The organism is Roseateles chitinivorans, from assembly GCF_050632145.1.
Lineage (GTDB): Bacteria > Pseudomonadota > Gammaproteobacteria > Burkholderiales > Burkholderiaceae_C > Roseateles > Roseateles chitinivorans_B.
This window is the reverse complement of sequence record NZ_CP192577.1, coordinates 5,815,249-5,838,888: the sequence shown is the minus strand read 5'-3', so window position 1 is coordinate 5,838,888 and position 23,640 is coordinate 5,815,249. Positions and strand designations below refer to the sequence as shown.

The 23,640-nt window shown below is 70.3% G+C and carries 23 protein-coding genes; 17 read left to right on the top strand and 6 right to left on the bottom strand.

What is annotated here, in order from left to right:
- Nucleotides 1-79: 79 nt before the first annotated feature.
- The 3 genes from ACQ86G_RS26780 to ACQ86G_RS26770 all read right to left on the bottom strand — a co-directional run bounded on the left by ACQ86G_RS26780 (nt 80) and on the right by ACQ86G_RS26770 (nt 3,881).
- Nucleotides 80-1,279 carry a maltoporin gene (locus ACQ86G_RS26780; RefSeq protein ID WP_431258120.1) on the bottom strand — a complete coding sequence of 400 codons (1,200 nt, stop codon included), beginning with the start codon at nt 1,277-1,279 and terminating at the stop codon, nt 80-82.
- Nucleotides 1,280-1,641: 362 nt separating this feature from the next.
- Complete coding sequence (locus tag ACQ86G_RS26775; protein WP_431258119.1) at nt 1,642-3,141, bottom strand: sensor histidine kinase; 1,500 nt, start codon at nt 3,139-3,141, stop codon at nt 1,642-1,644.
- Nucleotides 3,142-3,167: 26 nt separating this feature from the next.
- Nucleotides 3,168-3,881, bottom strand: coding sequence for a response regulator transcription factor (locus ACQ86G_RS26770; RefSeq protein ID WP_431258118.1), 714 nt, complete (start codon nt 3,879-3,881; stop codon nt 3,168-3,170).
- 155 nt (nt 3,882-4,036) lie between these two features.
- On the opposite strand from ACQ86G_RS26770, the gene ACQ86G_RS26765 reads away from it, so the two are divergent.
- The 9 genes from ACQ86G_RS26765 to ACQ86G_RS26725 all read left to right on the top strand — a co-directional run bounded on the left by ACQ86G_RS26765 (nt 4,037) and on the right by ACQ86G_RS26725 (nt 12,501).
- Nucleotides 4,037-4,255 carry a hypothetical protein gene (locus ACQ86G_RS26765; protein WP_431258117.1) on the top strand — a complete coding sequence of 73 codons (219 nt, stop codon included), beginning with the start codon at nt 4,037-4,039 and terminating at the stop codon, nt 4,253-4,255.
- 123 nt (nt 4,256-4,378) lie between these two features.
- Nucleotides 4,379-5,638, top strand: a complete 1,260-nt coding sequence (locus tag ACQ86G_RS26760; RefSeq protein WP_431258116.1) for an acyl-CoA dehydrogenase family protein — start codon at nt 4,379-4,381, stop codon at nt 5,636-5,638.
- 14 nt (nt 5,639-5,652) lie between these two features.
- Nucleotides 5,653-6,534 (top strand): methionine ABC transporter ATP-binding protein, encoded by an 882-nt coding sequence (locus tag ACQ86G_RS26755; RefSeq protein ID WP_431258115.1) that lies wholly within the window; start codon nt 5,653-5,655, stop codon nt 6,532-6,534.
- The gene (locus ACQ86G_RS26750) at nt 6,527-7,201 is read left to right on the top strand and encodes a methionine ABC transporter permease (RefSeq protein WP_431258114.1); all 675 of its coding nucleotides are present in this window, start codon (nt 6,527-6,529) and stop codon (nt 7,199-7,201) included. The genes ACQ86G_RS26755 and ACQ86G_RS26750 overlap by 8 nt, the downstream gene beginning before the upstream one ends.
- 151 nt (nt 7,202-7,352) lie before the next feature.
- Nucleotides 7,353-8,168 carry a MetQ/NlpA family ABC transporter substrate-binding protein gene (locus ACQ86G_RS26745; protein ID WP_431258113.1) on the top strand — a complete coding sequence of 272 codons (816 nt, stop codon included), beginning with the start codon at nt 7,353-7,355 and terminating at the stop codon, nt 8,166-8,168.
- A complete protein-coding gene (locus ACQ86G_RS26740; RefSeq protein WP_431258112.1) occupies nt 8,165-9,754 on the top strand; it encodes an LLM class flavin-dependent oxidoreductase in 1,590 nt (529 codons plus the stop codon). Before ACQ86G_RS26745 ends, ACQ86G_RS26740 begins: the two co-directional genes overlap by 4 nt.
- The gene (locus tag ACQ86G_RS26735) at nt 9,751-10,767 is read left to right on the top strand and encodes an aliphatic sulfonate ABC transporter substrate-binding protein (RefSeq protein ID WP_431258111.1); all 1,017 of its coding nucleotides are present in this window, start codon (nt 9,751-9,753) and stop codon (nt 10,765-10,767) included. Before ACQ86G_RS26740 ends, ACQ86G_RS26735 begins: the two co-directional genes overlap by 4 nt.
- Before the next feature lie 13 nt (nt 10,768-10,780).
- A complete protein-coding gene (locus tag ACQ86G_RS26730) occupies nt 10,781-11,725 on the top strand; it encodes an ABC transporter permease (RefSeq protein ID WP_431258110.1) in 945 nt (314 codons plus the stop codon).
- The gene (locus ACQ86G_RS26725; RefSeq protein WP_431258109.1) at nt 11,722-12,501 is read left to right on the top strand and encodes an ABC transporter ATP-binding protein; all 780 of its coding nucleotides are present in this window, start codon (nt 11,722-11,724) and stop codon (nt 12,499-12,501) included. Before ACQ86G_RS26730 ends, ACQ86G_RS26725 begins: the two co-directional genes overlap by 4 nt.
- 54 nt (nt 12,502-12,555) lie before the next feature.
- On the opposite strand, the gene ACQ86G_RS26720 is transcribed toward ACQ86G_RS26725, so the two are convergent.
- Nucleotides 12,556-13,188, bottom strand: coding sequence for a LysE family translocator (locus tag ACQ86G_RS26720; RefSeq protein WP_431258108.1), 633 nt, complete (start codon nt 13,186-13,188; stop codon nt 12,556-12,558).
- A gap of 147 nt (nt 13,189-13,335) precedes the next feature.
- Here ACQ86G_RS26720 and ACQ86G_RS26715 point away from each other — a divergent pair, with 147 nt between their 5' ends.
- The gene (locus ACQ86G_RS26715) at nt 13,336-13,827 is read left to right on the top strand and encodes an Lrp/AsnC family transcriptional regulator (RefSeq protein ID WP_331613542.1); all 492 of its coding nucleotides are present in this window, start codon (nt 13,336-13,338) and stop codon (nt 13,825-13,827) included.
- 127 nt (nt 13,828-13,954) lie between these two features.
- On the opposite strand, the gene ACQ86G_RS26710 is transcribed toward ACQ86G_RS26715, so the two are convergent.
- Nucleotides 13,955-15,280 carry an outer membrane protein transport protein gene (locus ACQ86G_RS26710; RefSeq protein ID WP_431258107.1) on the bottom strand — a complete coding sequence of 442 codons (1,326 nt, stop codon included), beginning with the start codon at nt 15,278-15,280 and terminating at the stop codon, nt 13,955-13,957.
- Between the two features lie 122 nt (nt 15,281-15,402).
- Here ACQ86G_RS26710 and ACQ86G_RS26705 point away from each other — a divergent pair, with 122 nt between their 5' ends.
- The 7 genes from ACQ86G_RS26705 (at nt 15,403) to ACQ86G_RS26675 (ending at nt 22,360) form a co-directional block, all read left to right on the top strand.
- Complete coding sequence (locus tag ACQ86G_RS26705) at nt 15,403-16,005, top strand: TetR/AcrR family transcriptional regulator (protein WP_431258106.1); 603 nt, start codon at nt 15,403-15,405, stop codon at nt 16,003-16,005.
- 90 nt (nt 16,006-16,095) lie between these two features.
- Nucleotides 16,096-16,719, top strand: coding sequence for an NADPH-dependent FMN reductase (gene ssuE / locus ACQ86G_RS26700; protein WP_431258105.1), 624 nt, complete (start codon nt 16,096-16,098; stop codon nt 16,717-16,719).
- Between the two features lie 61 nt (nt 16,720-16,780).
- Complete coding sequence (locus ACQ86G_RS26695; protein ID WP_431258104.1) at nt 16,781-17,764, top strand: sulfonate ABC transporter substrate-binding protein; 984 nt, start codon at nt 16,781-16,783, stop codon at nt 17,762-17,764.
- Nucleotides 17,765-17,830: 66 nt separating this feature from the next.
- Complete coding sequence (gene ssuD / locus ACQ86G_RS26690; protein ID WP_431258103.1) at nt 17,831-19,012, top strand: FMNH2-dependent alkanesulfonate monooxygenase; 1,182 nt, start codon at nt 17,831-17,833, stop codon at nt 19,010-19,012.
- A 1-nt stretch (nt 19,013) separates the two neighbouring features.
- Nucleotides 19,014-19,868: an aliphatic sulfonate ABC transporter permease SsuC gene (gene ssuC, locus ACQ86G_RS26685; protein ID WP_431258102.1), complete on the top strand. Its 855-nt coding sequence runs from the start codon at nt 19,014-19,016 to the stop codon at nt 19,866-19,868.
- 34 nt (nt 19,869-19,902) lie between these two features.
- On the top strand, nt 19,903-20,835 hold the full coding sequence (locus tag ACQ86G_RS26680) for an ATP-binding cassette domain-containing protein (RefSeq protein WP_431258101.1): 933 nt from the start codon (nt 19,903-19,905) through the stop codon (nt 20,833-20,835).
- Nucleotides 20,836-21,037: 202 nt separating this feature from the next.
- Nucleotides 21,038-22,360, top strand: coding sequence for an MgtC/SapB family protein (locus ACQ86G_RS26675; RefSeq protein WP_431258100.1), 1,323 nt, complete (start codon nt 21,038-21,040; stop codon nt 22,358-22,360).
- Nucleotides 22,361-22,378: 18 nt separating this feature from the next.
- Here ACQ86G_RS26675 and ACQ86G_RS26670 read toward each other — a convergent pair whose 3' ends face one another.
- Nucleotides 22,379-23,491 (bottom strand): alpha/beta hydrolase, encoded by a 1,113-nt coding sequence (locus ACQ86G_RS26670; protein WP_431258099.1) that lies wholly within the window; start codon nt 23,489-23,491, stop codon nt 22,379-22,381.
- Nucleotides 23,492-23,640: the final 149 nt, after the last annotated feature.

Here is a 23,640-nt window from a genome sequence, read left to right as displayed (position 1 = left end):
TGTGATGTTGTCATGGGATGCCGGAGGAGGGGGGCGACGGGCGCCCCCGGGCCTCGTCCGGCCGGGGCCGGACCTCAGGTCAGAACCAGACTTCCACCTGCGCGCCGAAGCTGGTGCCCGAGGTCTCGCCGTCGTAGCCGGCCACGCCGGTCACGTTGCCGGCGGCCTTGTTCCACTTGGCGTGGGTGACGTAGAGGCGGAACTCGGGGCGGTCCATCAGCGCCGGGCCGGTGGACAGCGTCGGGGCGAAGGTCACCTTGGTCAGGCGGGCGCGCTGGCCGCCGTCGGGCTTGTACTGGGACACGCCGGCTTCGGTGAGCAGCTTGAAGTTGCGGGTGACGCCGTAGGACAGGCGGCCGCCGACCGAGGTGGACACCGTGGCCTTGCCGGCGTTGTCCTTCTCGTTGGCCCACAGCAGCATGCCCATGCCGCCCCAGGCGCCTTGCTGGAAGTTCACCGACTCGACGACGCGGAACTTCTTGGCCGCGGAGGTGTCGGTCTGGTTGCCGAAGTTGGAGTTCAGCCCGGTGGAGCCCTGGGCGTACTGGACCCACAGCACGTTGTTGAACGACGAGCCGAACAGCTTGGCCTGGACATGCTTGGCGGTCAGGCCCCAGCCGTTGGTGCCGCCTTCGAACTGCGACTTGGTGGCGGTGCCGAAGAAGGCCAGCGTGCCGTCGGTATTGGAGTTGATGTCGACGTACTCGACGTTGCCGCGGTGGGCCGGACGCTGGTTGTTGTCCTTGTCGTTGGTGTAGTACGCGACGCCGAGCTTGCCCGGACCGACGTTGAGGCCCTTGAAGCCCGCGCCGATGCCGGCCATCTCGGTGAAGTAGGTGTCGACGATGTGGACGTCGCCGCGGCGGCCGCGTTCCTTGCCGGCCCAGACGGTCGCCTCGGGGGCGAAGTCGAAGCCCTTGGCCTCGGCGTACATCTGTGCCAGGCGCAGGTGCTTGGCGTCGTCCGCGTCCGAATGCGGATTGAAGTAGTCCGTCATCAGCACGACCTTGTAGTCGATGCCGTCCTTCTTGAAGCCCTGGGCGAGCTGGAATTCGCCGTAGATGTCGCACTCGTTGCCGAGGCGGTACTTCATGCCGCTGGTGCCGCCGTTGAGGGCGTAGCAGGCGCGGCTGGCGCCGCCGTCGGTGGTGCCGCCGGGGCCGGCGCGGAAGTAGCCGGTGTAGTCGAGGGCGTGGGCGGATCCGGCGGCCATCAGCAGGCCGGCGGCTGCCGACAGCGTCGACAGCGTGGTGGTGCGCAAGCGCGAGGTGCGGGTCATGGTCAGTCTCCGGTTGTCTCCGCTCAACGGCGCTCCGGGCGTGCCGCCGTTAATCGGACGTTTATCTTTCTTGCATGCGGGCTGAACTTTAATAATTCATTAATGAAACTATATTGGTGCTTACCACTAGCGTTGTGGTGCACGCCACGGCCGGTTTTCGGGCGGTCTGTAGCCGTTTCGGGCGACTGATGGTTCGTGGGCGTCGTCCTGGTGCGAAATGGTCTGCGGACCACGCCACAGACCACGCGAAGGGTCACCTGCGGGAGCACGCCGCGAAGCGCGCCGACTTGCGGATTCGGATCGGTGACAGGTCTTGCCGAGGCCGACGGGAGGCGACGCGCGGGCGGTGCCGGCGTCCCCGTTCAGGTCGCCAGCGGCAGGCTCATCGAGACGCGCAGGCCGCGCGGCCGGGCGGTCGACAGCGCGATGCGGCCGCCGTGGCGCTCGACGATCTCCTTGACGATCGCCAGGCCGAGTCCGCAGCCGTTGCCCTCGTGGGTGGCGCGGAAGAAGCGTTCGAAGACCTGCTCACGCAGGTCCTCGGGGATGCCGGGGCCGTTGTCGGTGACGACCAGCTCCGCCCGGTCGGCCTCGCCGCGCACCTGCACGGTGACGCGGGCACCGCGTCCCGCATAGCGCAGCGCGTTGTCGACAAGGTTGACCAGCGCCTCGCGCAGCAGCAGCGGGATGCCGGTGACCTCGACGGGGCGGTCCTCCTGCGCCTCGGCCAAGCCCGGCGCGCGGGGCTCGGTGAGCGGCTCGTCGAGCTGCGAGGCGGAGGCGCACTCCGGATCGCAGTCGGGGCCGTCGTAGCCCAGGTCCACGTTCTGCTGGAGCGCGCGCGGCACCAGCTCGGCGGTGACTTCGCGGGCGAGCCGGCCGAGGTCGAAGCGCACCGGCGTCTGCCGCGTCAGCGACTCCGGCTCGGTGCGCGCCAGCGCCAGCAGCTGGTTGACCAGGTGGGCGCTGCGCGTGGCGCTCTCGTGCACGCGGGCCAGCCGCATCGTCAGCGGTCCGGGCGGGGCTTCGGCCAGCGCCAGCTCGCTCTGGCTCTTGAGTCCGGCCAGCGGCGTGCGCAGCTGATGGGCGGCGTCGCTGATGAAGCGGCGCTGGCCCTGGACGTTGTGGCGCACGGCCTCGAGCAGGTCGTTGATCGCCTGCGCCAGCGAGCGCAGTTCCTGCGGCGCGGCGTCGAGCTCGATGGGACGCAGGTCGTTGGGCTTGCGGCCCTCGACCAGCCGGCGCAGCCGCGCGATCGGCGCGAGTCCCGCGCCGACGCCGGCCCACACGACCATGCTCATCAGCACGATCAGGATCGACAGCGGCAGCATCGTGTCGATCAGCAGCCGGCGCGCGAGCAGCTCGCGGTTGGCGCTGGAGCGCGCCACCTGTACCAGCATCGTCTGCTGGGCCCGCGGGTTCTCGCCGAACTGCAGGTACAGCGCGGCGACGCGCACCGGCGAGGCGGTGCGGGCGCCGTCGGCGTCGAGCTCGCCGTCGTAGAACTGCGCCAGGCCCAGCGGCGGCTCCGCCAGCATCGCCGGCGGGCTGGGCAGGTTGCGGTTGCCGAGGATGAACTTGCCCGGTGGGGAACTGACCGTGTAGAGCAGCTTGTCGCTGGGGTCGGCCTCGAGCACGTCCTGGGCGGCGCGCGGGAAGTCGATCAGCAGCCCGTTGCCCATCGGCTTGACCTGGCGCGCGAGCGAGCGCGTGGCCTGCAGCAGCGTGGCGTCGACGGCCTCGTTGGCATACCGTCCCGCGAGGCGGTAGCTGAAGACCGCGCCGGCCAGCCACAGCACGAGCTGCGGCAGCAGCAGCCACAGCAGCAGCTGGCGCTTGAGCGAGAAGCGGGAGGGGGCCATCGGGAGGGTGCCGGGGCAGGGGCGCCTCAGGCGCGTTCCAGCTCCAGCAGGTAGCCCAGGCCGCGCACGGTGCGGATGGCGACCTGCGAGCCTTCGAGCTTGCGGCGCAGGCGGTGGATGTAGACCTCCACCGCGTTGGTCGCCGCGCCGCTGTCCGCGCCGTTGGCCGGGTGGGCGGCGCCCGCGCCGGCGCCGTTGCGGTCGCCCGACCAGGCCTGGTTGATCTGCTCCTTCGTGATCACCCGGCCCTGGTGGGTGAGCAGCAGGTCGAGCAGGTCGAACTCGCGCGGGCTGAGCTCCAGCATCTCGCCGCGCACCTGCGCGCTGCGGGTCTCGCGCTGCATGCTGAGCTGACCCAGTTCGGTGCTGGCCTTCAGCGCGCGGCTGCGGCGCAGCAGCGCGCGCAGCCGGGCCTCCAGCTCGGGGAAGTCGAAGGGCTTGGTCAGGTAGTCGTCGGCCCCGGCATTCAGGCCGGCGACGCGGTCCTCCAGGCTGTCCAGCGCCGTCAGGATCAGCACCGGCAGCGAGGCATCGGTCTGGCGCAGCTGGCGCAGCACCTCGATGCCGCCGACCATCGGCAAGCCGAGATCCAGCACCACCACGTCGAATTGCTGCTTGGCGAGCAGGTACTGCGCCACCGCGCCGTTCGGCGCATGCTCCACGGAGAAGCCGCTGGCCCGCATCTGTTCGCACAGGGCGTCGGCCAGGATCGCGTCGTCTTCGGCGAGCAGCAGGTTCATGAATGGAAGATTAACAGCCCGGCCGTGCGCACTGGCTTGGGGCAAGCCCGGGGCGCCACTCTGGCACGCAAGGCCCCGATGTAGGGCAACGCCTGACACGCGGTGAAGACGATGCCCTCTCGCGCGACGCGCGGGCGTTTCGGAATACTCCCGCCATGCAAGCCGGTGACCTCAAGCAGACGCTCTGGCGCGTCGTCTACACCAAGAACGCGAACCTGCAGAGCAGCGGGGACGCGGCGGGGCCGTGGCATCCCGACAAGCGTCACATCGAGCAATGCGCGCAGCGGATGCGCCTGCTGATGTCGCAGGACGTCGGCATCCAGAGCAACGCGCAGGCGGCCAAGACGGACTGCAACTGGCCCATCGGCGGCTGAGCCTGCGCCGCGCGGCGCCGGGCACCGCATAAGCACAGACGAATTTCTCGCTTCGGTCCGCGCGGTCGGACAGGAACACTCGGCGCCATCGCGGTTTGCCGCCCCCCGAGTTCCTTCCCGCCGATGACCGCTCCCGTGCTGCGGCGTCTTGACGACGCCTCCCCGACCTCCGCCGATCCCCGCGCCGACGCCGACACCGACGCCGCACCACCGCTGGCCCAGCTCCTGGGGCCGGGTCTTGACCGCGTCGTCCAGCAACTGGCCGCCACGGCGGTGCAACGCGACCGCGAAGGCGGCCACGCCGCCGAGCAGCGCGAGCTGATCCGCGCCAGCGGCCTGCTCGCGTTGACGATTCCGGAAACCCACGGCGGCCTGGGCGGCGGCATCCCTGAATTCTTCGAGGTCGTGCGGCGGATCGCCCGCGTCGACAGCGCGCTGGCGCACGTGCTGGCCTTCCACCACCTGCAGCTCTACGGCGTCTCGCTCTACGGCGGTCCGGCGGCGACGGCGCACGGCGCGCGCCATCTGCGCGAGACCGCCGAGCAGCGCCTGTTCTGGGGCAATGCGCTGAATCCGGCCGACACGCGGCTGACCGCGACGCGCGACGGCGCCGGCTGGCGCCTCGATGGCGTGAAGAGCTTCTGCTCGGGCGCGCTGGGCTCGGACCGGCTCACGGTGTCCGCGACGACCGGCGAGGGCGCCTTCCTGATCGGCATCGTGCCGACGCGGCGCGAGGGCGTCCGCGTCGAGCAGGACTGGGATGCCTTCGGCCAGCGCCAGACCGACAGCGGCACGGTGCGCTTCGCCGCGGTGCGGCTGGACGACGACGAGCTGCTGCAGGTGCCGGGCCAGAGCCCGACGCCGCGCGCGACGCTGCGCTCGCAGATCGCTCAACTGATCATGACCCACCTGTACCTGGGCCTCGGCGAGGGCGCCTTCGACGAGGCGCGCCGCTACACGGCGGCGCGCGGCCGGGCCTGGTCCGCGTCGGGCGTGACGCGGGCGGTCGACGATCCGCTGGTGCAGCACCGCTACGGCGACCTGTGGCTGAAGGTGAGGGCGGCGCAGGCCGTCTCCGCCGACGCCGTCGACCTGCTGCGGCGCGCGCTGGAGCGCGGCGACGCCTTGACCGCGCGGGAACGCGGCGAGGTCGCGCTGGCGGGCGCCGAAGCCAAGGTGCTGGCGCACCGCGCCGGCGTCGAGGTCGGCAGCCAGTTGTTCGAGCTGACCGGCGCGCGCAGCACGTCGGCGGAGTTCGGCCTCGACCGCTTCTGGCGCAACGCGCGGGTGCACACGCTGCATGACCCGGTCGACTACAAGCTGCGCGACCTGGGCCGCTTCTTCCTCGACGACCGGATCCCCGATCCGACGGCGTACTCCTGATCGAGGCGGTCCCCATGAACGATCCGACAAACGACCAGAAGAACGACCCGCAGCACGATCCGCTGATCCGCCTCGACGGCGTGTCGAAATCCTTCGCGCTGCCTGACGGGCGGCGCTTCGACGCCGTGCGCGACGTGAGCCTGTCCGTGCGTCCCGGCGAGATCCTCGGCCTGATCGGCAAGAGCGGCGCGGGCAAGTCCACGCTGCTGCGGCTGATCAACCTGCTGGAGCGTCCGGACGCGGGGCGGGTGCATGTCGCCGGCCGCGAACTGACGGCGCTGAAACCGGCGGAGCTCCGTCGCGAGCGGCAACGGCTCGGGATGATCTTCCAGCAGTTCAACCTGCTGCAGAACGCGACCGCCGCGGAGAACGTCGCCTTTCCGCTGCAGCTGCATGCCGGGCGCTCGCGTCGCGAGATCGCCGACCGCGTCGCCGAATGCCTGGCGCTGGTGGGCCTGACCGACAAGGCCGACCAGTACCCCGCGCAACTCAGCGGCGGCCAGAAGCAGCGCGTCGCGATCGCGCGGGCGTTGGCGCCGCAGCCCGACGTGCTGCTGTGCGACGAGCCGACCTCGGCGCTCGATGCCGAGACCACGCGCGAGCTGCTCGCCACGCTGGCCGATGTCAACGCGCGCCTGGGCGTCACGATCGTGATCGTCACGCATGAGCTCGAGGTCGTGCAGGCGCTGTGCCGGCGCGCCGCGGTCATCGCGGACGGCCGGCTGGTCGAGCAGTTCGACGTCGTCGACGCGGTGCGCGTCGCGAGCTCGCCGCTGGGCCTGGAACTCGCGCGGCTGCAGCGCCAGGCGGCGAATCTCGCCGCGCTGGACGCCTCGGCGCTGGCGACGTCCGAGGTCATCGCCTCGATCGGACGCCGGGAGGTCCGCCATGCTTGAGAACCTCGTCGGCCTGCTGCCCGAGATCTGGATCGCGCTGGGACAGACCGGCCTGATGCTGGCCATCGGCCTGGGCGCGGCGGTGCTATTCGGCGGCCCGCTGGGCGTGCTGCTGTTCCTGCTGAGCCCGGGCCAGTCGCTGTCGGGCCATCGCGGCGCGGGCCTGCTGCACCGCCTGATCAACGCGGTGGTGAACACCGTGCGCAGCTTCCCCTTCATCATCCTGCTGGTGGCGCTGGTGCCGATCACGCGGGTGATCGCGGGCACCTCGATCGGTCCTCTGGCCGCGGCGGTGCCGCTGTCCTTCGCGGCGATCCCGTACTTCGCGCGCCTGGTCGAGCAATGCCTGCGCGAGGTGCCGCGCGGTGTGATCGAGGCCGCGCATGCGATGGGCGCCTCCGAGACGCAGATCGTGCTGCGCGTGCTGGTGCGCGAGGCGCGCGCCGGTCTGGTGGGCGCGCTGACGGTGCTGGCGATCAGCTTCCTGTCGTACTCGGCGGTGGCGGGCGTGGTCGGCGGCGGCGGCATCGGCGACCTCGCGATCCGCTACGGCTACTACCGCTTCCAGTCCGACGTCATGGTGCTGACGGTTGCGATCCTCGTCGTGCTCGTGCAACTGATCCAGTTCACCGGGCAGCGCGTGGCGCGGCGGCTCGACAAACGCTGAGCAGCGCCCAAACCGTCCACATCGTCCACATCGCCCACATCGCCCACATCGCCCACATCGCCCACATCGCCCACATCGCCCGCGCCTCCTGGGCTTCCCGCCGTTCCATCCGTTGTATTCCCCTCCCTCCCGGACCTCCAAGGACTTCCCGATGACACTCGCCCGCCGCACGCTGCTGGCCCTCGCGCTCACCGCCTCCGCCGCCGCCTTCCTCGCGCCCGTCGTCCACGCGCAGGACAAGAAGGAGATCACCATCGGCGCGACCGCCGGTTCCAACATCGAGGTGCTGCGCCAGGGCATCAAGCCGTTGCTGGAGAAGCGCGGCTACACCGTCAAGCTGGTCGAGTTCAACGACTACGTGCAGCCCAACATCGCGCTGGCGCAGGGCGCGCTCGACGCCAACTTCTTCCAGCACATCACCTACCTCAACCGCTTCCGCGAAGACCGCAAGCTCGACATCGTGGACGTGGTGCAGGGACCGATGGCGCCGTTCGGGATCTACTCGAAGAAGCGCAAGAGCCTGGCCGACGTGAAGCCGGGCGACCGCATCACGCTGGCCAACGATCCGGCCAACCTGGCGCACGGCCTGGCACTGCTGGCCGACCAGAAGCTGCTGACGCTCAAGCCCGGCGCCGACCCGATCCGCGTGACGGAGAAGGACATCGCCAGCAACCCGCTCAACCTGAAGCTGCAGCCGATCGAGGCGGCGCAGATCCCGCGCACGCTGGACGACGCGGAGTACGCGATCGTCAACGGCAACTTCGCGATCTCCAGCGGGTTGAAGCTGACCGACGCGCTGCTGCTGGAGAAGACGCCCGACCACTACATGCTGGTGCTCGCGGTGAAGGCCAAGGACAAGCAGGCGCCGTGGACCCTGGCGCTGGCGGACGCCTTCCGCGCACCGGAGTTCAAGGCGGTGCTGGTGCAGAAGTTCCCCGGCTACGCGCGGCCGGCGTTCCTGCAATGAGCGCGGGCGACCCGCGATCCGACGCGGCCGCTGCGGCGGACGGCTCGAGCGCGGCGAACGGCAACGTGGCGGCGAAGCCCGTGCGCTTCAACGCCTTCGCGATGAACACGGTCGGGCACCAGTCGCCCGGGCTGTGGACGCATCCGCGCGACGAGTCGCATCGCTACACCGAGCCGGAGTACTGGATCGAACTGGCGCGGCTGTTGGAGCGCGGCGGTTTCGACAGCGTGTTCCTGGCCGATGTGCTGGGTGTCTACGACGTGCACGGCGGCTCGCCCGACGCGGCCTTGCGCCATGCGGTGCAGGTGCCGCTCAACGATCCGCTGGCGCTGGTGCCGCTGATGGCGTCGGTGACCCAGCACCTCGGTTTCGGCGTGACGGTGGCACTGACCTACGAGCCACCGTACAGCTTCGCGCGGCGGATATCGACGCTGGACCACCTGACGCGCGGCCGCATCGGCTGGAACATCGTCACCGGCTACCTCGACAGCGCGGCGCGCAACCTCGGTCACACGGGGCAGCGCGCGCACGACGAGCGCTACGACCTGGCCGACGAGTACCTCGACGTCGTCTACAAGCTGTGGGAACTCAGCTGGGAGGACGGCGCGGTCAAGCGCGACAAGGCGGGCCGCGTGTTCACGGATCCGACCAAGGTCCATGCGATCCACCACCGCGGCGAGCATTACCGCGTGCCCGGCGTGCATCTCTGCGAGCCGTCGCCGCAGCGCACGCCGGTGCTGTTCCAGGCCGGCACGTCGAGCCGTGGTCGCGCCTTCGCCGGCCGGCATGCGGAGTGCGTCTTCGTCAGCGGTCCCAGCACCTCCGTCGTGAAGGGCTACGTGAAGGGCCTGCGCGATGCGGTCGGGGAAGCCGGCCGCGCGCGCGACGACGTGCTGATCTACGGCCAGGCGCTGATCATCACCGCGCCGACCAGCGCCGAGGCGCATGCGAAGCACGAGGACCTGAAGTCCCACATCGACATCGAGGCCGCGCTGGCCCTGCTCTCGGGCTGGACCGGCGTCGACTTCAGCCGTTATCCGCTGGACGCCACGATCGACTACCTCGACACGCAGGCGGGCCGCACGGCGCTGGCCTCGTTCAGCAGCGCGGATCCGACGCGGCGCTGGACGGTCGGCGAAGCGGCCGCCTTCATCGGCCTGGGCGGGCGAGGGCCGGTCTTCGTCGGCGATCCCTCGGAGATCGCCGATCAGCTGATCGCCTGGCAGGACGACACCGGCCTCGACGGTTTCAACCTGGCCTTCGCGCTGGCGCACGAGACCTTCCGCGACGTCGTCGACCTCGTGGTGCCCGAGCTGCGACGCCGTGGCCGCTATCGCCCCGAAGCGGGTGAGGGCGCCGACGTCGCCGCCGCGCCGAAGACGCTGCGTGCGCGGCTGTTCGGCGACGGCGACGGACTCAAGCCGACGCATGCCGGACGCCGCGTCCGCCTCGGCGAGCCGGCCAACGACAACGACAACGCCAAGGGCAACCCGACGCCCGCATCGCCGGCGGGCCTCGCGACCGCCGACGGCCGCGGCCCCACGCTCACCTCCCTGGACATTCCCCTGACGGAGCCCGTCGCATGACCCGCAAGACTGATTCGAAGAACAACCATCCCACGCGGCGCGACGCACTCGTGATCGGCGCCGGCCTCGCGGCCGGACTGGCTGCCGGCCCGCTGCGCGCCCAAGGCGCCGCCGCGCCGAAGGAGCTCAAGCTCGATTACGCCTACTACTCGCCGACCAGCCTGGTGCTGCGCCGCTTCGGCTGGCTGGAGGAGGACCTCGCCAAGGACGGCACCTCGGTCCGCTGGGTGCTGAGCGCCGGCAGCAACCGCGCGCTGGAGTACCTCAACGCCGGCAGCATCGACATCGGCTCGACAGCCGGCCTGGCCGCGCTGCTGGCGCGTGCGAACGGCAATCCGATCCGCGCGCCCTACATCTTCTCGCGCCCCGAGTGGACCGCGCTGGTCGTGCGTCCGGACTCGGGCATCCGCTCGCTCGCCGACCTGAAGGGCAGGAAGATCGCGGCGACCAAGGGCACCGATCCCTACCTCTTCCTGCTGCGCGCGCTGCACACGGTGGGACTGAAGCGCGGCGACATCGAGCATGTCGCGCTCCAGCACGCCGACGGACGGGCGGCGCTGGAGCAGGGTCGTGTCGACGCCTGGGCCGGACTCGATCCGCTGATGGCGGCGAGCGAGCTCGATGCCGGGTCGAAGCTGCTGTACCGCAACGTCGGCTTCAACACCTATGGATTCCTGAATGTCCGCGAGGAGTTCCTCAATCGGAACCCGCAGACGGTGAAGCGCGTGATCGCGGCCTACGAGCGGGCACGCGCGTGGACGATCGCCAATCCGTCGGACGCCGCGAAGATCCTGTCCGAGGAAGCCAAGGTCAGCCTGCCGGTCGCGCTGCTGCAGGTGAAGCTGCGCAGCGACTTCTCTCATCCGCAGCCGTCGGACGAGCAGGTGAAGGCGCTGCAGGCCGCCGCGCCGATCCTGACGGCAGAGCAGCTCGTGAAGCCCGGCGTGGACCTGAACCGCACGATCGCGGAGCTGGTCGACACGCGCTTCGCCAACGGCCTGATCAAGGCCTGACCCCGCAGCGACCATGACGGAGACCAGAGCCGTGAGCGCCGATCCCGACCTCATCGCACGCGCCGTCTCGTCGCTCGGTCCGGTTCTGCCGGAACAATCGGCGACGGCGACTCGGAGGCCATCGGCTGGTGGCGGCGTTGCCCTGCCGGAGGCGGGTGGCGCGAAGCGATCGGTGCGCCCGCAGACTGCGTGGCAGTGGCCGACGTGGCTGCTCGGCGTGTTGCCGCCGGTGGCGGTGCTCGCGTTGGCGGAAGCCGCGGTGCGATCCGGCTGGATCGCGCCCAACCTGCTGCCGGCGCCGAGCGACGTCGCCGCGGCGTTGGCGCAGATGCTGCGCGACGGGCAACTGGCGCAACACGTCCTCGCGAGCACCTTGCGCGTGGCGGGCGGCTTCGCACTCGGCGCGGTGCTGGCGGTGCTGTTCGGTGCGCTGGTCGGTCTGTCGGGCCTGGCCGCGGCGGTGCTGACGCCGAGCTTCCAGGCGCTGCGGGCCATTCCCTCGCTCGCGTGGGTCCCGCTGCTGCTGCTCTGGCTCGGCATCGACGAGGCCTCCAAGATCGCGCTGATCGCGATCGGCGCCTTCTTCCCCGTCTACATGGGCGTGTCCTCGGGCTTCCGCGACGTGGACCGCAAGCTGGTGGAGGTCGCGCGCCTGCGCGGACTCGGTCGCGTGGCGCTGGCGCGCCGCGTGCTGCTGCCGGCGGCGCTGCCGGCGCTGCTCACCGGCCTGCGCAACGGATTGAGCCTGGCGTGGATGTTCATGGTCGCGGCCGAGTTGATCGCCGCCAGCCGCGGCCTGGGCTACCTGTTGACCGACGGCCGCGAGACCGGCCGCGCGGACCTGGTGATGGCGGCGATCGTGCTGCTGGCGCTGCTGGGCAAATTGACCGACAGCCTGATGGCCGCGGTGGAACAGCGCGCGCTGCACTGGCGCGACAGCTTCGGAGGCCACGCATGAGCCTGTTGACCGTGTCCGTGCGGGCGAAGCGCTTCGCCCGCGACAACGCGGGCGGCGAACGCCCCCATCGTGCCCGGCAGACCGGTGGGCACGAGCGGCCACCCGTCCTGCAGGACGTCCATTTCGACCTGGGCGCGGGGGAGGTGCTCGGCCTGGTCGGCGCGAGCGGTTGCGGCAAGAGCACGCTGCTGCGCATCGCGGCAGGGCTGGATCCGGACTTCGACGGCGAGGTGCGGCTCGACGGCCGCGCACGGCGCGGACCGGACCGCGACATCGGCGTCGTGTTCCAGGAGCCGCGGCTGTTCCCGTGGCTGACGGTGGCGGAGAACGTCGGTTTCGACCTGGGCCAGGGCCACGATGAGGCCTGGGTGGACACGCTGTTGCGCGAGGTCGGCCTGGGCGAGCTCGGCGAGGCGCTGCCGCGTCAGCTCTCCGGCGGCCAGGCGCAGCGCGCGGCGATCGCCCGGGCGCTCTATACGCGGCCGCGCGTGCTGCTGCTCGACGAGCCGTTCTCCGCGCTGGACGCGTTCACGCGGATGCGGCTGCAGGACCTCGTGCGCGAGGTCGCGGCAAGACATGGCACCAGCCTGATCCTGGTCACGCACGACGTGGAGGAGGCGGTGCTGCTGGCCGACCGGGTGCTGGTGCTCGGCGCAGCACCGGGCCGCATCGTGCGACGCATCGAGGTGCCGTTGGTGCATCCGCGCGGACGCGGGAGTGCGGCGGTGGCCGACCTGCGCGGTGAGGTGCTGCGGGAACTGGAACGCCTGTCCTGATCGTTGCGCTGGTCCCTGCGCCGATCTCCACGCTGATCCCGGTCCCGGGGCCTGCTACGGCCGCGCCGCGACCGCCAGCCGCGCGCCGAATCCGATGAGCATGGCGGCGAAGGTCCAGCGCTGCAGCGTTTCCGCGAACGGACGCCGCTGCATCCACTGCCGCATGGCACCGCCGACGAACGCATACAGGATGTCGAACGCGAGGCCGAGTGCCACCAGCACGACACCCAGCACGAGGAACTGCATGCCCACGGGCCCGGCGCCGGCGTCCACGAACTGCGGCAGCAGCACCGAGCAGAACAGCAGGGCCTTGGGATTGGTGATGTTGGTCAGCAGGCCGCGCCACATCGCGGCGCGGTAGGCGCGGGAGGACGACGCGACCGTGCTGTCGTCCAGGTCTGCCGTCAGGCTGGAGGCCCGCGCGAGCTTGAGGCCCAGCCACACCAGGTAGACCACGCCAACGAGACGCACGAGTTCGAAGGCCCAGGGCACCGCCTTGAGCAGCGCCGCCAGGCCGATGGCGGCCAGCGTGACGTGGGCGGCGCGGGCCACGCCGAGGCCGATGGCGGTCGCCAGCGCCTGCCGGCGGCCTTGCGTGCTGGCGGTCTGCAACACCAGGACCATGTCCGGACCGGGGACCAGATAGACGGCGACCAGCGCGCCGATGAAAACTCCGAGATTCGCCATGACCGTGAGCCGCCGAGCCGGTTCGCCGTGAAGTTGAACAACGCCGGGACTTTATCGAGGCTCGACCACGGGTGCATTGCGAAGTGCGCCGTCGATGCCGCTCCGATTGGCATACTCTGCTGGAAATGCATTCACCAGATTGATTTCGTGCCAATGTTGAAACTCGACAACCTGGATCGACGGATCCTCGCCGCGCTCCAGCGGGACGCCCGCCTGACCAACGTGCAACTGGCGGAGGAGGTCGGCCTGTCGCCGTCGCCCTGCCTGCGCCGCGTGCGCCTGCTCGAGGAGGCCGGCGTCATCCGCGGCTATCACGCCAACCTGGACCGGGCCGGGGTCGGACTGGGCCTGACGGTGTTCGTCGGCGTGCGGGTGGAGCGCCATCAGGACGTGACGTCGACCGCCTTCCGCGAAGCCGTCGCGCAGTTGCCGGAGGTGGTCTCCTGCCATCTCGTCTCGGGCGAATCGGACTTCCTGCTGCAGGTGGTGGTGACCGACCTGCCGGCGTACGAGCAGTTCCTGCTCGGCGTGCTGCTCAAGCTGCCCGGCGTCAGCGACATCCGCAGCAACTTCGCGATCGCCACGGTCAAGGCGCAGACGGAGATGCCGCTCGGACATCTGCCGCAGGCGACGCAGTAGCAGGTCGCGGCCCCGAAGTCCCGGCATGCGCGGGCGATAAAAAACGCCCCGGACGTTGCCGTCCGAGGCGAATGGGTCGTGTGCCGAACGCACGACAACCCCTGGATCGTGATCCGCGCTGACGCGCTTAGAAACTGTATTGAGCCGACACCGCCAGGATGTCGCTCCCCACCTTGTACGAGCCCTGCAATGTGCTTGCGGAAGGTGACGTCAGGTTGACGCTCGTGTCCTTGATGAACAGATGCGTGTATCCCACGCTGTAGGCCAGCTGCTTGCTGGTCCGCCACGTCGCGCCTAGCGACAGCCAGCGGCGGCTGACGTCGGGAACACGGACATCGCGCACCGCGTCGGTGACCGGCGTCTGGTCGTAGGCGAAGCCGCCGCGGAAGGTCCAGGCGTCGTTCATCCGGTACTCCGTGCCCACCGAGTAGAACGACGAATCGCGATAGCCGAAGTCCAGCGTCTGGTTGGGCAGGTTCGAGGCGAAGTCCAGGACCACCTTGTCGAACTTGCTCCACGAGGTGCGCGAGTAGTCCGCCATCACCGTCCATTGCGGACTCAGCCGCTGGCTGACGCTGAGCGTCCAGGACGCGGGCATCGTCAACTCGGTGTCCACCGTGGTGTTCACGAAGGTGTTGGGCGCCGCCACCGACAGCACCGCGTTCGCCGCGGCGGGCACCGAGAAGCGCGCGTCCACGCCCTTGGCCTTGTGCTTGACTTCGGAGCGGTAGGCCAGGCCCACCGTCGTGCCGTCGGCGGGACGCAGCAGCGCGCCCAAGGTGTAGCCGACCTCGGTGTTGTCGCCTTCGACGTCGAGGAAGCCGTCCGCGCTGGTGGGCAGGAATCCCGGCACCCGGGCGGCCGCCAGCTGCGCGCCGAAGTCGACGGCGTTGCGCAGCTTGACGTCCAGGCGCTCCGCAAACACGGACACGCCCAGCGACAGCACCTCATTGACCTTGTAGGCGCCCGACACGCCGGCGTCGATCACCTTCAGCGAGGTCTTGACGCCCTGGTAGCGCCCCACCCAGCCGTCGTCGTACTCGGTCTTGAAGCCGAACGGGGCCGTCACGGAGAACCCCAGATGGATCCGGTCCGTCACCGGCGCATGGAAGTAGAGCGAGGGAATCACCGCGGTCTGTCCCGCATCGCCGCCATTGCCGCCCGACAGCGGGCGGCCCAGCGCATCCCGGCCCGAGCCGTCGAACTTGGCCGAATAGGTCACCACCGCGGCATCCGCCTGGATGAGGCGCCCGTCGAGCAGGGTCATCGCGGCGGGGTTGTTGGCGATCACGGAGGCGTCGCCGCCCTCGCTGATCGACCCGGCGAAGGCGCGACCCTGGCCGGCGGCGCTCTGCTCCTTGAGCTTGAAGGCTGCGGCATGGCCGAGGCTGGCGCAGGCAAGACCTGCCACCAGCGCGAGCACCGAGCGGGCATGGACCTCGATCAACTTCATTCGTCTGTCTCCTGTCTTGGTCTTCAATGATTATGTTTGTAATCCAAAAAGTCAACGTTTAAATGATGATCGGCATCTATGTATAGTGGGCTTCTCGCAGGCATCCACAGGCACGGCGACAGATGAAAGTCAGCAAGGCACAGGCGCAGGCCAACCGGGAACACGTGGTCCGGACGGCGGCCAGCGTGTTCCGCGAGCGGGGTTACGACGGTGTCGGCGTCGTCGACCTGATGGCCGCGGCCGGCTTCACGCATGGCGGCTTCTACAAGCAGTTCCAGTCCAAGGCCGAGCTGATGGCGGAGTCGGCGGCCTGCGGCATCGAACAGACGGCGGCGTTGACGGCGGGCATGACGGCGGCCGACTTCGTCCGGTTCTATCTGTCGCGCGAGCACCGCGACACGCCGGGGATGGGATGCACGATGGCGGCGCTGGGCGGAGACGCGGCGCGCCAGCCCGAGGCCGTGCGCACCACCTTCGCCGACGGCGTCGAGCGTTTGCTGGCGGCGCTGAACCTGGAGGGCACCGTCCTGGAGAACGCGGATCCCGAGGAGAAGCGCATCCGGTGCCTCGGCATGTTCGCGCGCGCGGTCGGCGCGATCGTCATGTCACGCGCCTGCCCGGACGACTCGCCGCTGGCGGATGAAATCCTGAGCACCTGTCGCGACGAGATCCTGGCGTCGCTCGCTCCGGCCGTTAAGCCGTCGGCACCCGCGCGCAAGCGATAGCCGCAAATCAGCTAAGCATCGGCGATCTCCTTCGTTCGGCGAGGGAGGGGCGGTTCGCAGAATGGGGCGGTTCCTGCTTCCTCCCCCGCCATGACCGCCTCCGCCACCGCTTCGACCGCCGCTTCGAGCGCCGACCTTCCGGGCTCGCCCGTCCTGCTCATCGCCGCGAGCCCCAGCGCGAAGTCGCGCTCGAGCGCCTTGCTCGGCGCCGCCGCGGAGCGGCTTCAACATCACGGGCTGCCGACCCGCACGCTGCGGATCCGCGACCTGCCGGCCCAGCCGCTGCTGCATGCCGACTTCGAGGACGCCGAGATCCGCGCGGCGCTGGCCGCCGTCGCCGAAGCGCGTGTCGTCGTGCTCGCCACCCCCATCTACAAGGCCGCGTACAGCGGGCTGCTGAAGGTCTTCCTCGACCTGCTGCCGCAGGACGGCCTGGCGGGCAAGAGCGTCTGGACGCTGGCCACCGGCGGCAGCATGGCGCACCTGCTGGCGCTGGACTACGGCCTGCTGCCGGTCTTGTCCGCGCTCGGCGCGCGCTCGCATGTCGACGGCGTCTACGCCTGCGACGCGCAGATCGCCAAGGACGCCGCCGGCGAGTACCGCATCAACGACGACATCGCCCGCCGCCTGCTCGCCGGGGCGTCGCAGGTGCTGGACAGCGTGCCGGCACCGCAACCCGTCGAGCCGGTCTCGCGGCCCGCGCTGGTGCTCTGAGCCGGGCTCCCGTTTCGCGCCCCTGATCCCTACCGACTTCTCCTTTTCCAGGACCACCACCATGACGTTCTTCCTCGACCGCCGCGGGGCCCTCGCAGTCGTCGCCGCGCTGACGACCTCGCTCAGCCTTTTCTCCGGTGTTGCAAGCGCGCAGGCCCCTGCCAAGCCGACGGAGGTCCGCATCGGCTTCCAGAAGTACGGCACGCTCACCGTGCTGAAGGCCAAGGGCGATCTGGACAAGCGCCTGAGCGCGCAGGGCATCGCCGTGAAGTGGACCGAGTTCCCCGCCGGTCCGCAATTGCTGGAGGGACTGAACGTCGGTTCCATCGATTTCGGCACCGTCGGCGAGGCGCCGCCGATCTTCGCGCAGGCCGCCGGCGCGGACCTGGTCTACGTCGCCAACCAGCCGCCCGCGCCGACCGCCGAAGCGCTGATCGTGCCGAAGGACTCGCCCATCAGGACGCTGGCCGACCTGAAAGGCAAGAAGGTCGTCCTGAACAAGGGCTCCAACGTCCACTACCTGCTGGTCAAGCTGCTGGAGAAGCAGGGCCTGAAATACACCGACATCACCGTCGTCTACCTGCCGCCGGCCGACGCGCGTGCCGCGTTCGAGCGCGGCGCCGTCGACGCGTGGGTGATCTGGGATCCGTTCCTGGCCGCGGCGGAACGCCAGCTCGGCGCGCGCGTGGTGGCCGACGGCAAGGGCGTCGTCGCGAACCACCAGTTCTACCTGGCCGAGCGCGGCTATGCGGACAAGTACCCGCAGGTGGTCCAGGCCATCATCGAGGAACTCGCCAAGCTCGACCGCTGGTCCGAGAACAACAGCGCCGCCGTCGCCGCGCTGCTCGCGCCGCAGATCGGACTGGACCTCGCGACCACCGAGATCGCCGCCGCGCGCTTCGCCTACGGCATCCAGCCGATCACGCCGGCCATCGCGGCCGAGCAGCAGAAGATCGCCGACGCCTTCCATGCGCTGAAGCTGATCCCCAAGCCGATCCGCATCGCCGACGCGCTGCCGAAGTCGATCACCACGGCCGCCAAGTAAGCGCCGCCAGCCCACTGCCGCAAGTCCACTGCCGCGATATCGCGGCGCCTCACACGAGCTTCCCCCATGAAGATCCTCTGGTTCATCCCCACCCACGGCGATTCGCGCTACCTCGGCACGTCCAAGGGCGCCCGCGTCGCGGACTTCGACTACTACCGCCAGATCGCCATCGCCGCCGACAGCCTCGGCTATGAAGGCGTGCTGCTGCCCACCGGCCGCAGCTGCGAGGACAGCTGGATCGTCGCGGCCAGCCTCATCGAGGCGACGCGGCGGCTGAAGTTCCTGGTCGCGCTGCGGCCGGGGCTGGTGCAGCCGGTGCAGTCGGCGCGCATGGCGGCGACGCTGGACCGCCTGTCCGGCGGCCGGCTGCTGGTCAACCTGGTCACCGGTGGCGATCCCGATGAACTCGCCGGCGACGGCCTGTTCCTGCCGCACGAGGAGCGCTACGCGCTGTCGACCGAGTTCCTGACCGTGTGGCGCGACGTGCTGCGCGCCAGCCATGAGGGCGAGGCCATCGACTTCGACGGCGAGCAGCTGCGCGTCAAGGGCGGCAAGCTCCTGTACCCGCCGATCAACAAGCCGTATCCGCCGGTGTTCTTCGGCGGATCGTCGGGACCGGCGATCGACCTCGCCGCCGAGCAGGTCGACACCTACCTGACCTGGGGCGAGCCGCCGGAGGCCGTCGCCGAGAAGATCGGCGAAGTGCGCGCCGCTGCGGAGGCGAAAGGCCGACAGCTCGAGTACGGCATCCGCCTGCACGTCATCGTGCGCGAGACCGAAGAGGAGGCGTGGGCGGCCGCTGGCGATCTGGTCAAGCATCTCGATGACGACGTGATCGCCGCGGCACAGGCCAAGTTCGCCTCCATGGACTCGGTCGGGCAGCGCCGCATGGCGGCGCTGCATGGCGGCCGCTTCGACAGGAACGACATCCGCGCCGGCCTGGAGATCTCTCCGAACCTGTGGGCGGGCGTGGGCCTGGTGCGCGGCGGCGCGGGCACGGCGCTGGTCGGCAATCCGCAGCAGGTGGCCGATCGCATCCAGGCGTATGCGGCGCTGGGCCTGGAGTACTTCGTGCTCAGCGGCTATCCGCATCTGGAAGAGGCCTACCGCTTCGCCGAACTGGTCTTCCCGCTGCTGCCGCTGGACGTGCGCGAGAAGCTCAGCGCGCCCAAGCTGACCGGCCCCTTCGGCGAGATCGTCGCCAACAACTTCGTCCCCGGTCCGGCCAAGCTGGCCGCGGCGAGCTGAGATGAGCACCGTCGCGATCAAGGCCCAGACGCAGGCCCAGGCACATGCTGAACCCAAAGCCCAGGCCGGATTCCAGGCGACCTCGGGCCGCGGCCTCGGCGCGCTCAAGGGCCTGGTGCCCTGGATCGTCCCGCTGGCGGTGCTGGCGCTGTGGCAGCTGAGCGCCCAGGCCGGCTGGCTCTCGACGCGCGTCCTGCCGGCGCCGTCGTCGGTGGCGAAGGCCGCGTGGGAGCTGGCGCTGTCGGGCGAGCTGTGGCGGCACCTCGCCGTGAGCACCGGGCGTGCCTTCATCGGCTTCACGATCGGCGGCGGGCTCGGCCTGCTGCTGGGGCTGCTGACCGGCTCGCAGCGCTGGGCCGAGACCGCGCTCGACACGACGCTGCAGATGCTGCGCAACATCCCGCCGCTGGCGCTGATTCCGCTGGTCATCCTGTGGTTCGGGATCGACGAGACGGCCAAGCTGTTCCTGGTCGCCCTGGGCGTGTTCTTCCCGGTCTACCTGAACACCTTCCACGGCATCCGCGGCGTGGACCGCGACCTGATCGAGATGGCGCGCTCGTACGGCCTCATTGGCTGGTCGCTGTACCGGCAGGTGATCCTGCCGGGCGCGGTGGCGTCGATCCTGGTGGGCCTGCGCTTCTCGCTGGGCCTGATGTGGGTGCTGCTGATCGTGGCCGAGACGATCTCGGCGCAGAGCGGCATCGGCTACATGACGATGAACGCGCGCGAGTTCCTGCAGACGGACGTGGTGCTGGTCGGCATCCTGATCTACGCGCTGCTGGGCAAGCTGGCCGACGTCGCGGCGCAGGCGCTGGAACGGGCGTGGCTGCGCTGGCATCCGGGGTATCAGGCATGAGCGCCGACATCACCGCAGACAGGACGGGCAAGACATGATGAGCGTGACAGAGATCGACGTCCTGACGGAATGGCAGGACTCGCAACCCGCGGCGCTGCCGGCCACGGCGACAGCGCGCAACGCGTCGCCGTCGCCGTCGCCGTCGCCGTCAGCGCCCCTCCATCGCGAGGCGGGCACGACGTCGACCCCGTCGGTCGGCGGGCAGCCGGTGGCGTTGGCCGGCCTGGGCAAGGCCTTCGGCGAGCGCCAGGTCTTGCACGGCATCGACCTGGACATCGCGCCCGGCGAGTTCGTCGCCATCATCGGCCGCAGCGGCTGCGGCAAGAGCACCTTGCTGCGCCTGCTCGCGGGCCTGGAGACGCCGAGCGCCGGCACGCTCGAGGCGGGCGAGTCGGAGGACACGCGCTTCATGTTCCAGGACGCGCGGCTGCTGCCGTGGGCGCGGGTGCTGGACAACGTGGCACTGGGCTTGGCAGGCGCGGATGCGCGCGACCGCGCCCGTCAGGCGCTGGCGCAGGTCGGCCTGGCGGACCGCGCCGGCGAATGGCCCGCGCGCCTGTCCGGCGGCCAGCGGCAACGCGTCGCGCTGGCGCGCGCGCTGGTCCACGCGCCCAGGCTGCTGCTGCTCGACGAGCCGCTCGGCGCGCTGGACGCGCTGACCCGCATCGATATGCAGGCGCTGATCGAATCGCTGTGGACGCGGCATCGCTTCACGGCGCTGCTGGTGACGCACGATGTGGCGGAAGCGGTCGCGCTCGCGGACCGCGTGCTGCTGATCGAGGACGGCCGGTTGGCGCTCGACCTGCGCGTCGACCTGCCGCGTCCGCGTCGGCGCGACGCGTCCTTCGCGGCGCTGGAGCAGCGGCTGCTCGACCGGGTGCTCAGCACGCCGGGCCGCGAGTCGGAGCCCGCTCACGACCCGGTCCCACTTTCCGTCGCAGCGCCGATGTTGCGCTGGGCGGTGTAAGGGTGCAGCGCGGGCCGTTGATGATTGAGGGGCCGGGGGGCCCTCCACACCAACGGCCCCGCGCGGCCACTGCTTTGGGCGCGCCGCGTCGTTGCGAATCCTCGCCATAGCGCTGCTATGGCTCCGGTTCGCGCCTAGCCGCGCACCCAAAGCAGCGGCCGCGCCCTTCGCGAGCGGGCTGGGTTGCGGTACGCTGAGTCGGATGACCCCAGTGCTGCCGACATCGACGCCACTCCCCAATGCCGAGTGGCCTTATCTCGAGATCCTGATCCGTCTGGCGCTGGCCTTGTCCCTGGGGCTGCTGCTCGGCCTTGAGCGGGAGCGTCGCGGCAAGGAGGCCGGCCTGCGGACCTTCGGCTTCATCGCGCTGCTGGGCGCGTTGGGCGGCTCGCTGGGCGAGCACTACGCGCTGCTGAGCCTGCTGCTCGCGGCGGGCCTGGCGGTGCCGCTCAACGTCCACACGATGCGGGGCGGACACGGGCCGGAACTGACCACCTCCGCGGCCATGCTGGTGACCTGCATGGCGGGCATCCTGTGCGGCCTGGGGCACACCGTGACGCCGGCGGCCGTGATGGTCAGCACGACCGCGCTGCTGGCGTGGAAGGAACGGCTTTCCGGCCTGTCGATGGGCCTGACCGAGGGCGAGGTGCGTTCCGCGCTGCTGCTCGCGATCCTGGCGATCGTCATCTATCCGGCGCTGCCGGCCGGACCGATCGGACCGTGGCACCTGATCGAACCGCGCGCCGCCTGGGTGACGGTGATCCTGATCGCCAGCATCGGCTTCGTGAACTACATCCTGTGGAAGCTCTACGGCTCCAAGGGCGCGGAGCTGTCCGCGTTCTTCGGCGGGCTGGTCAACAGCAACTTCACGGTGGTGGAGATGGCCACGCGGGTGCGCGAGACCTCCGGCCGATTCGCCGAAGGCGCCTACCGCGCGGTGCTCGTCGCCGTTGCCGCGATGGTGACGCGCAACGCGGTGCTGCTGCTGATCCTCACGCCGCTGGCCTTCGTGAATGCGGCCGCGGCCTTCGGCTTCATGGTGCTGTCGGCGGCCGGCTTCGTGGTGCTGAGCCTGCTGGCTCGACGCAACGGCGCGGCCGTCGAGGACGTCACCGACATCAAGCTGGAGCTGCCGTTCTCGCTGCCCGTGGCGTTGCGCTACGGCGTGCTGTTCCTGGCGCTGCATGTCGTGGGACGGCTGATGCAGCGCGAGTTCGGCGAGGGCGGCTTCTACCTCGTCACGGTGATCGGCGGGCTGCTGTCCAGCGCGAGCGCCGTGGCCGCCGCGGCCAGCATGGCGGCGCAGGGGGCGATCGGGTTCGACGTCGCGGCCAACGGCGCGGTGCTGGCCTCGCTGACCAGCCTGGCCTTCAGCCTGTCGTTCATCGTGAAGACCGGCCATCGGCGACTGATCGCGCGCCTGGCGCTCGCCATGGTGGCGATCGCGATGGCCGGCGGTCTGGGCGTGCTGCTGCGCGAGCTGGTCGCCCCGTTGATCACCGGGCTGCTGCCGAACGGCGGCTGATCCGCCACCGCCGCGCCCTCAGTTCCCGAACGCCTTGCGCAGCCGCTCGCCGGCGAAGGCCTGCGCATTGCGGGCCTTCTCGACGACGGCCGCGGCGCCGAAGAACTCGTGGGTGACGCCTTCGTAGTCGCGGCGCTCGACGAGCACCTCGGCCTTCTTCAGCGCCTCTTCCATCTTGGCGCTGTCCGAGCGCAGCGGATCGACGCGGGCGCTGATCAGCGTCACCGACGGCAGGCCGGCGAGCTTCGCGTCGACCAGGTTCAGGCGCCAGTCCTTGAGCTGTTCCTTGTTGTCGAGCAGCTTGTCGATGAACCACTCGACCATCGCGCGGTTGAGCGGCTGGGCGGCCGCGTTCTCGAGGTAGGACTCGGTGTTGAGGCTGCTCTGCGTGACCGGGTAGATGGCCAGCACATGCGCCGGCTTCTGGAGATTGGCGTCGCGTGCCGAGATCGCGGTCGCCAGCGCGAGGTTGCCGCCGGCGCTTTCGCCCGCCAGCGCGACACGGCTCACGTCGCCCTTGAAGCTGGCTGCGTTGGCGACCGTCCACTTGTAGGCGGCCAGCGCGTCGTCCCAGGCGGCGGGGAACCTGTTCTCCGGCGCCTGCCGGTAGTCGACGGAGACCACCACGGCCTGCGCCTGTCGGGCGATGCCGCGTGCGCTGGCGTCGTAGACCTGCTTGTCGGCGATGACCCAGCCGCCGCCGTGGAAGTAGACGACGACGGGGAAGGGCCCCGGGCCGGCCGGCGTGTAGAAGCGCGCCGGGATCATGCCCGCGCCGCCCTGCACCGTGCCGTCGATGCTGGTCACGCCGGGCACGAGCTGCGCGGGATCGGTGCTGCGGCCGTTCTGGCGCAGCAGCGCGTTGACGGCATCGGCGATGGTGGGATTCGCGCGGGCGGCGGGCACGTCGATCTTCTCGATCGCCTTGGGCCGCAGGCCTTCATGCGCCTTGAGCACCGCGCGCATGTCGCCGTCGAGACGGATCTGTCCCAGGGTCTTGGCGATGGCGGTCTTGACCTTGCCGGGCTGCTCGTCGCCCGTGCCCTTGCCGGCGTCGTCGGCGGCGTGCACGAAGGGCAGGGTGAACAGCAGCGCGCTCAGCGCGGCGACCTGGAAGCGGAGAGAGGGCATGGCGACGTCCTTGTTGAGCCGAACGGCGCATCCGTTGCGGATGCTCGCGGAAGGCTCAGCAATCAGGATGCCCGGGTCCGGAATGGCCCCGTCGCCCGCGGCGACCGGGTCTCGAGCGCCGGCCTGACGCCCTCGGTCCAGGGCGTCAG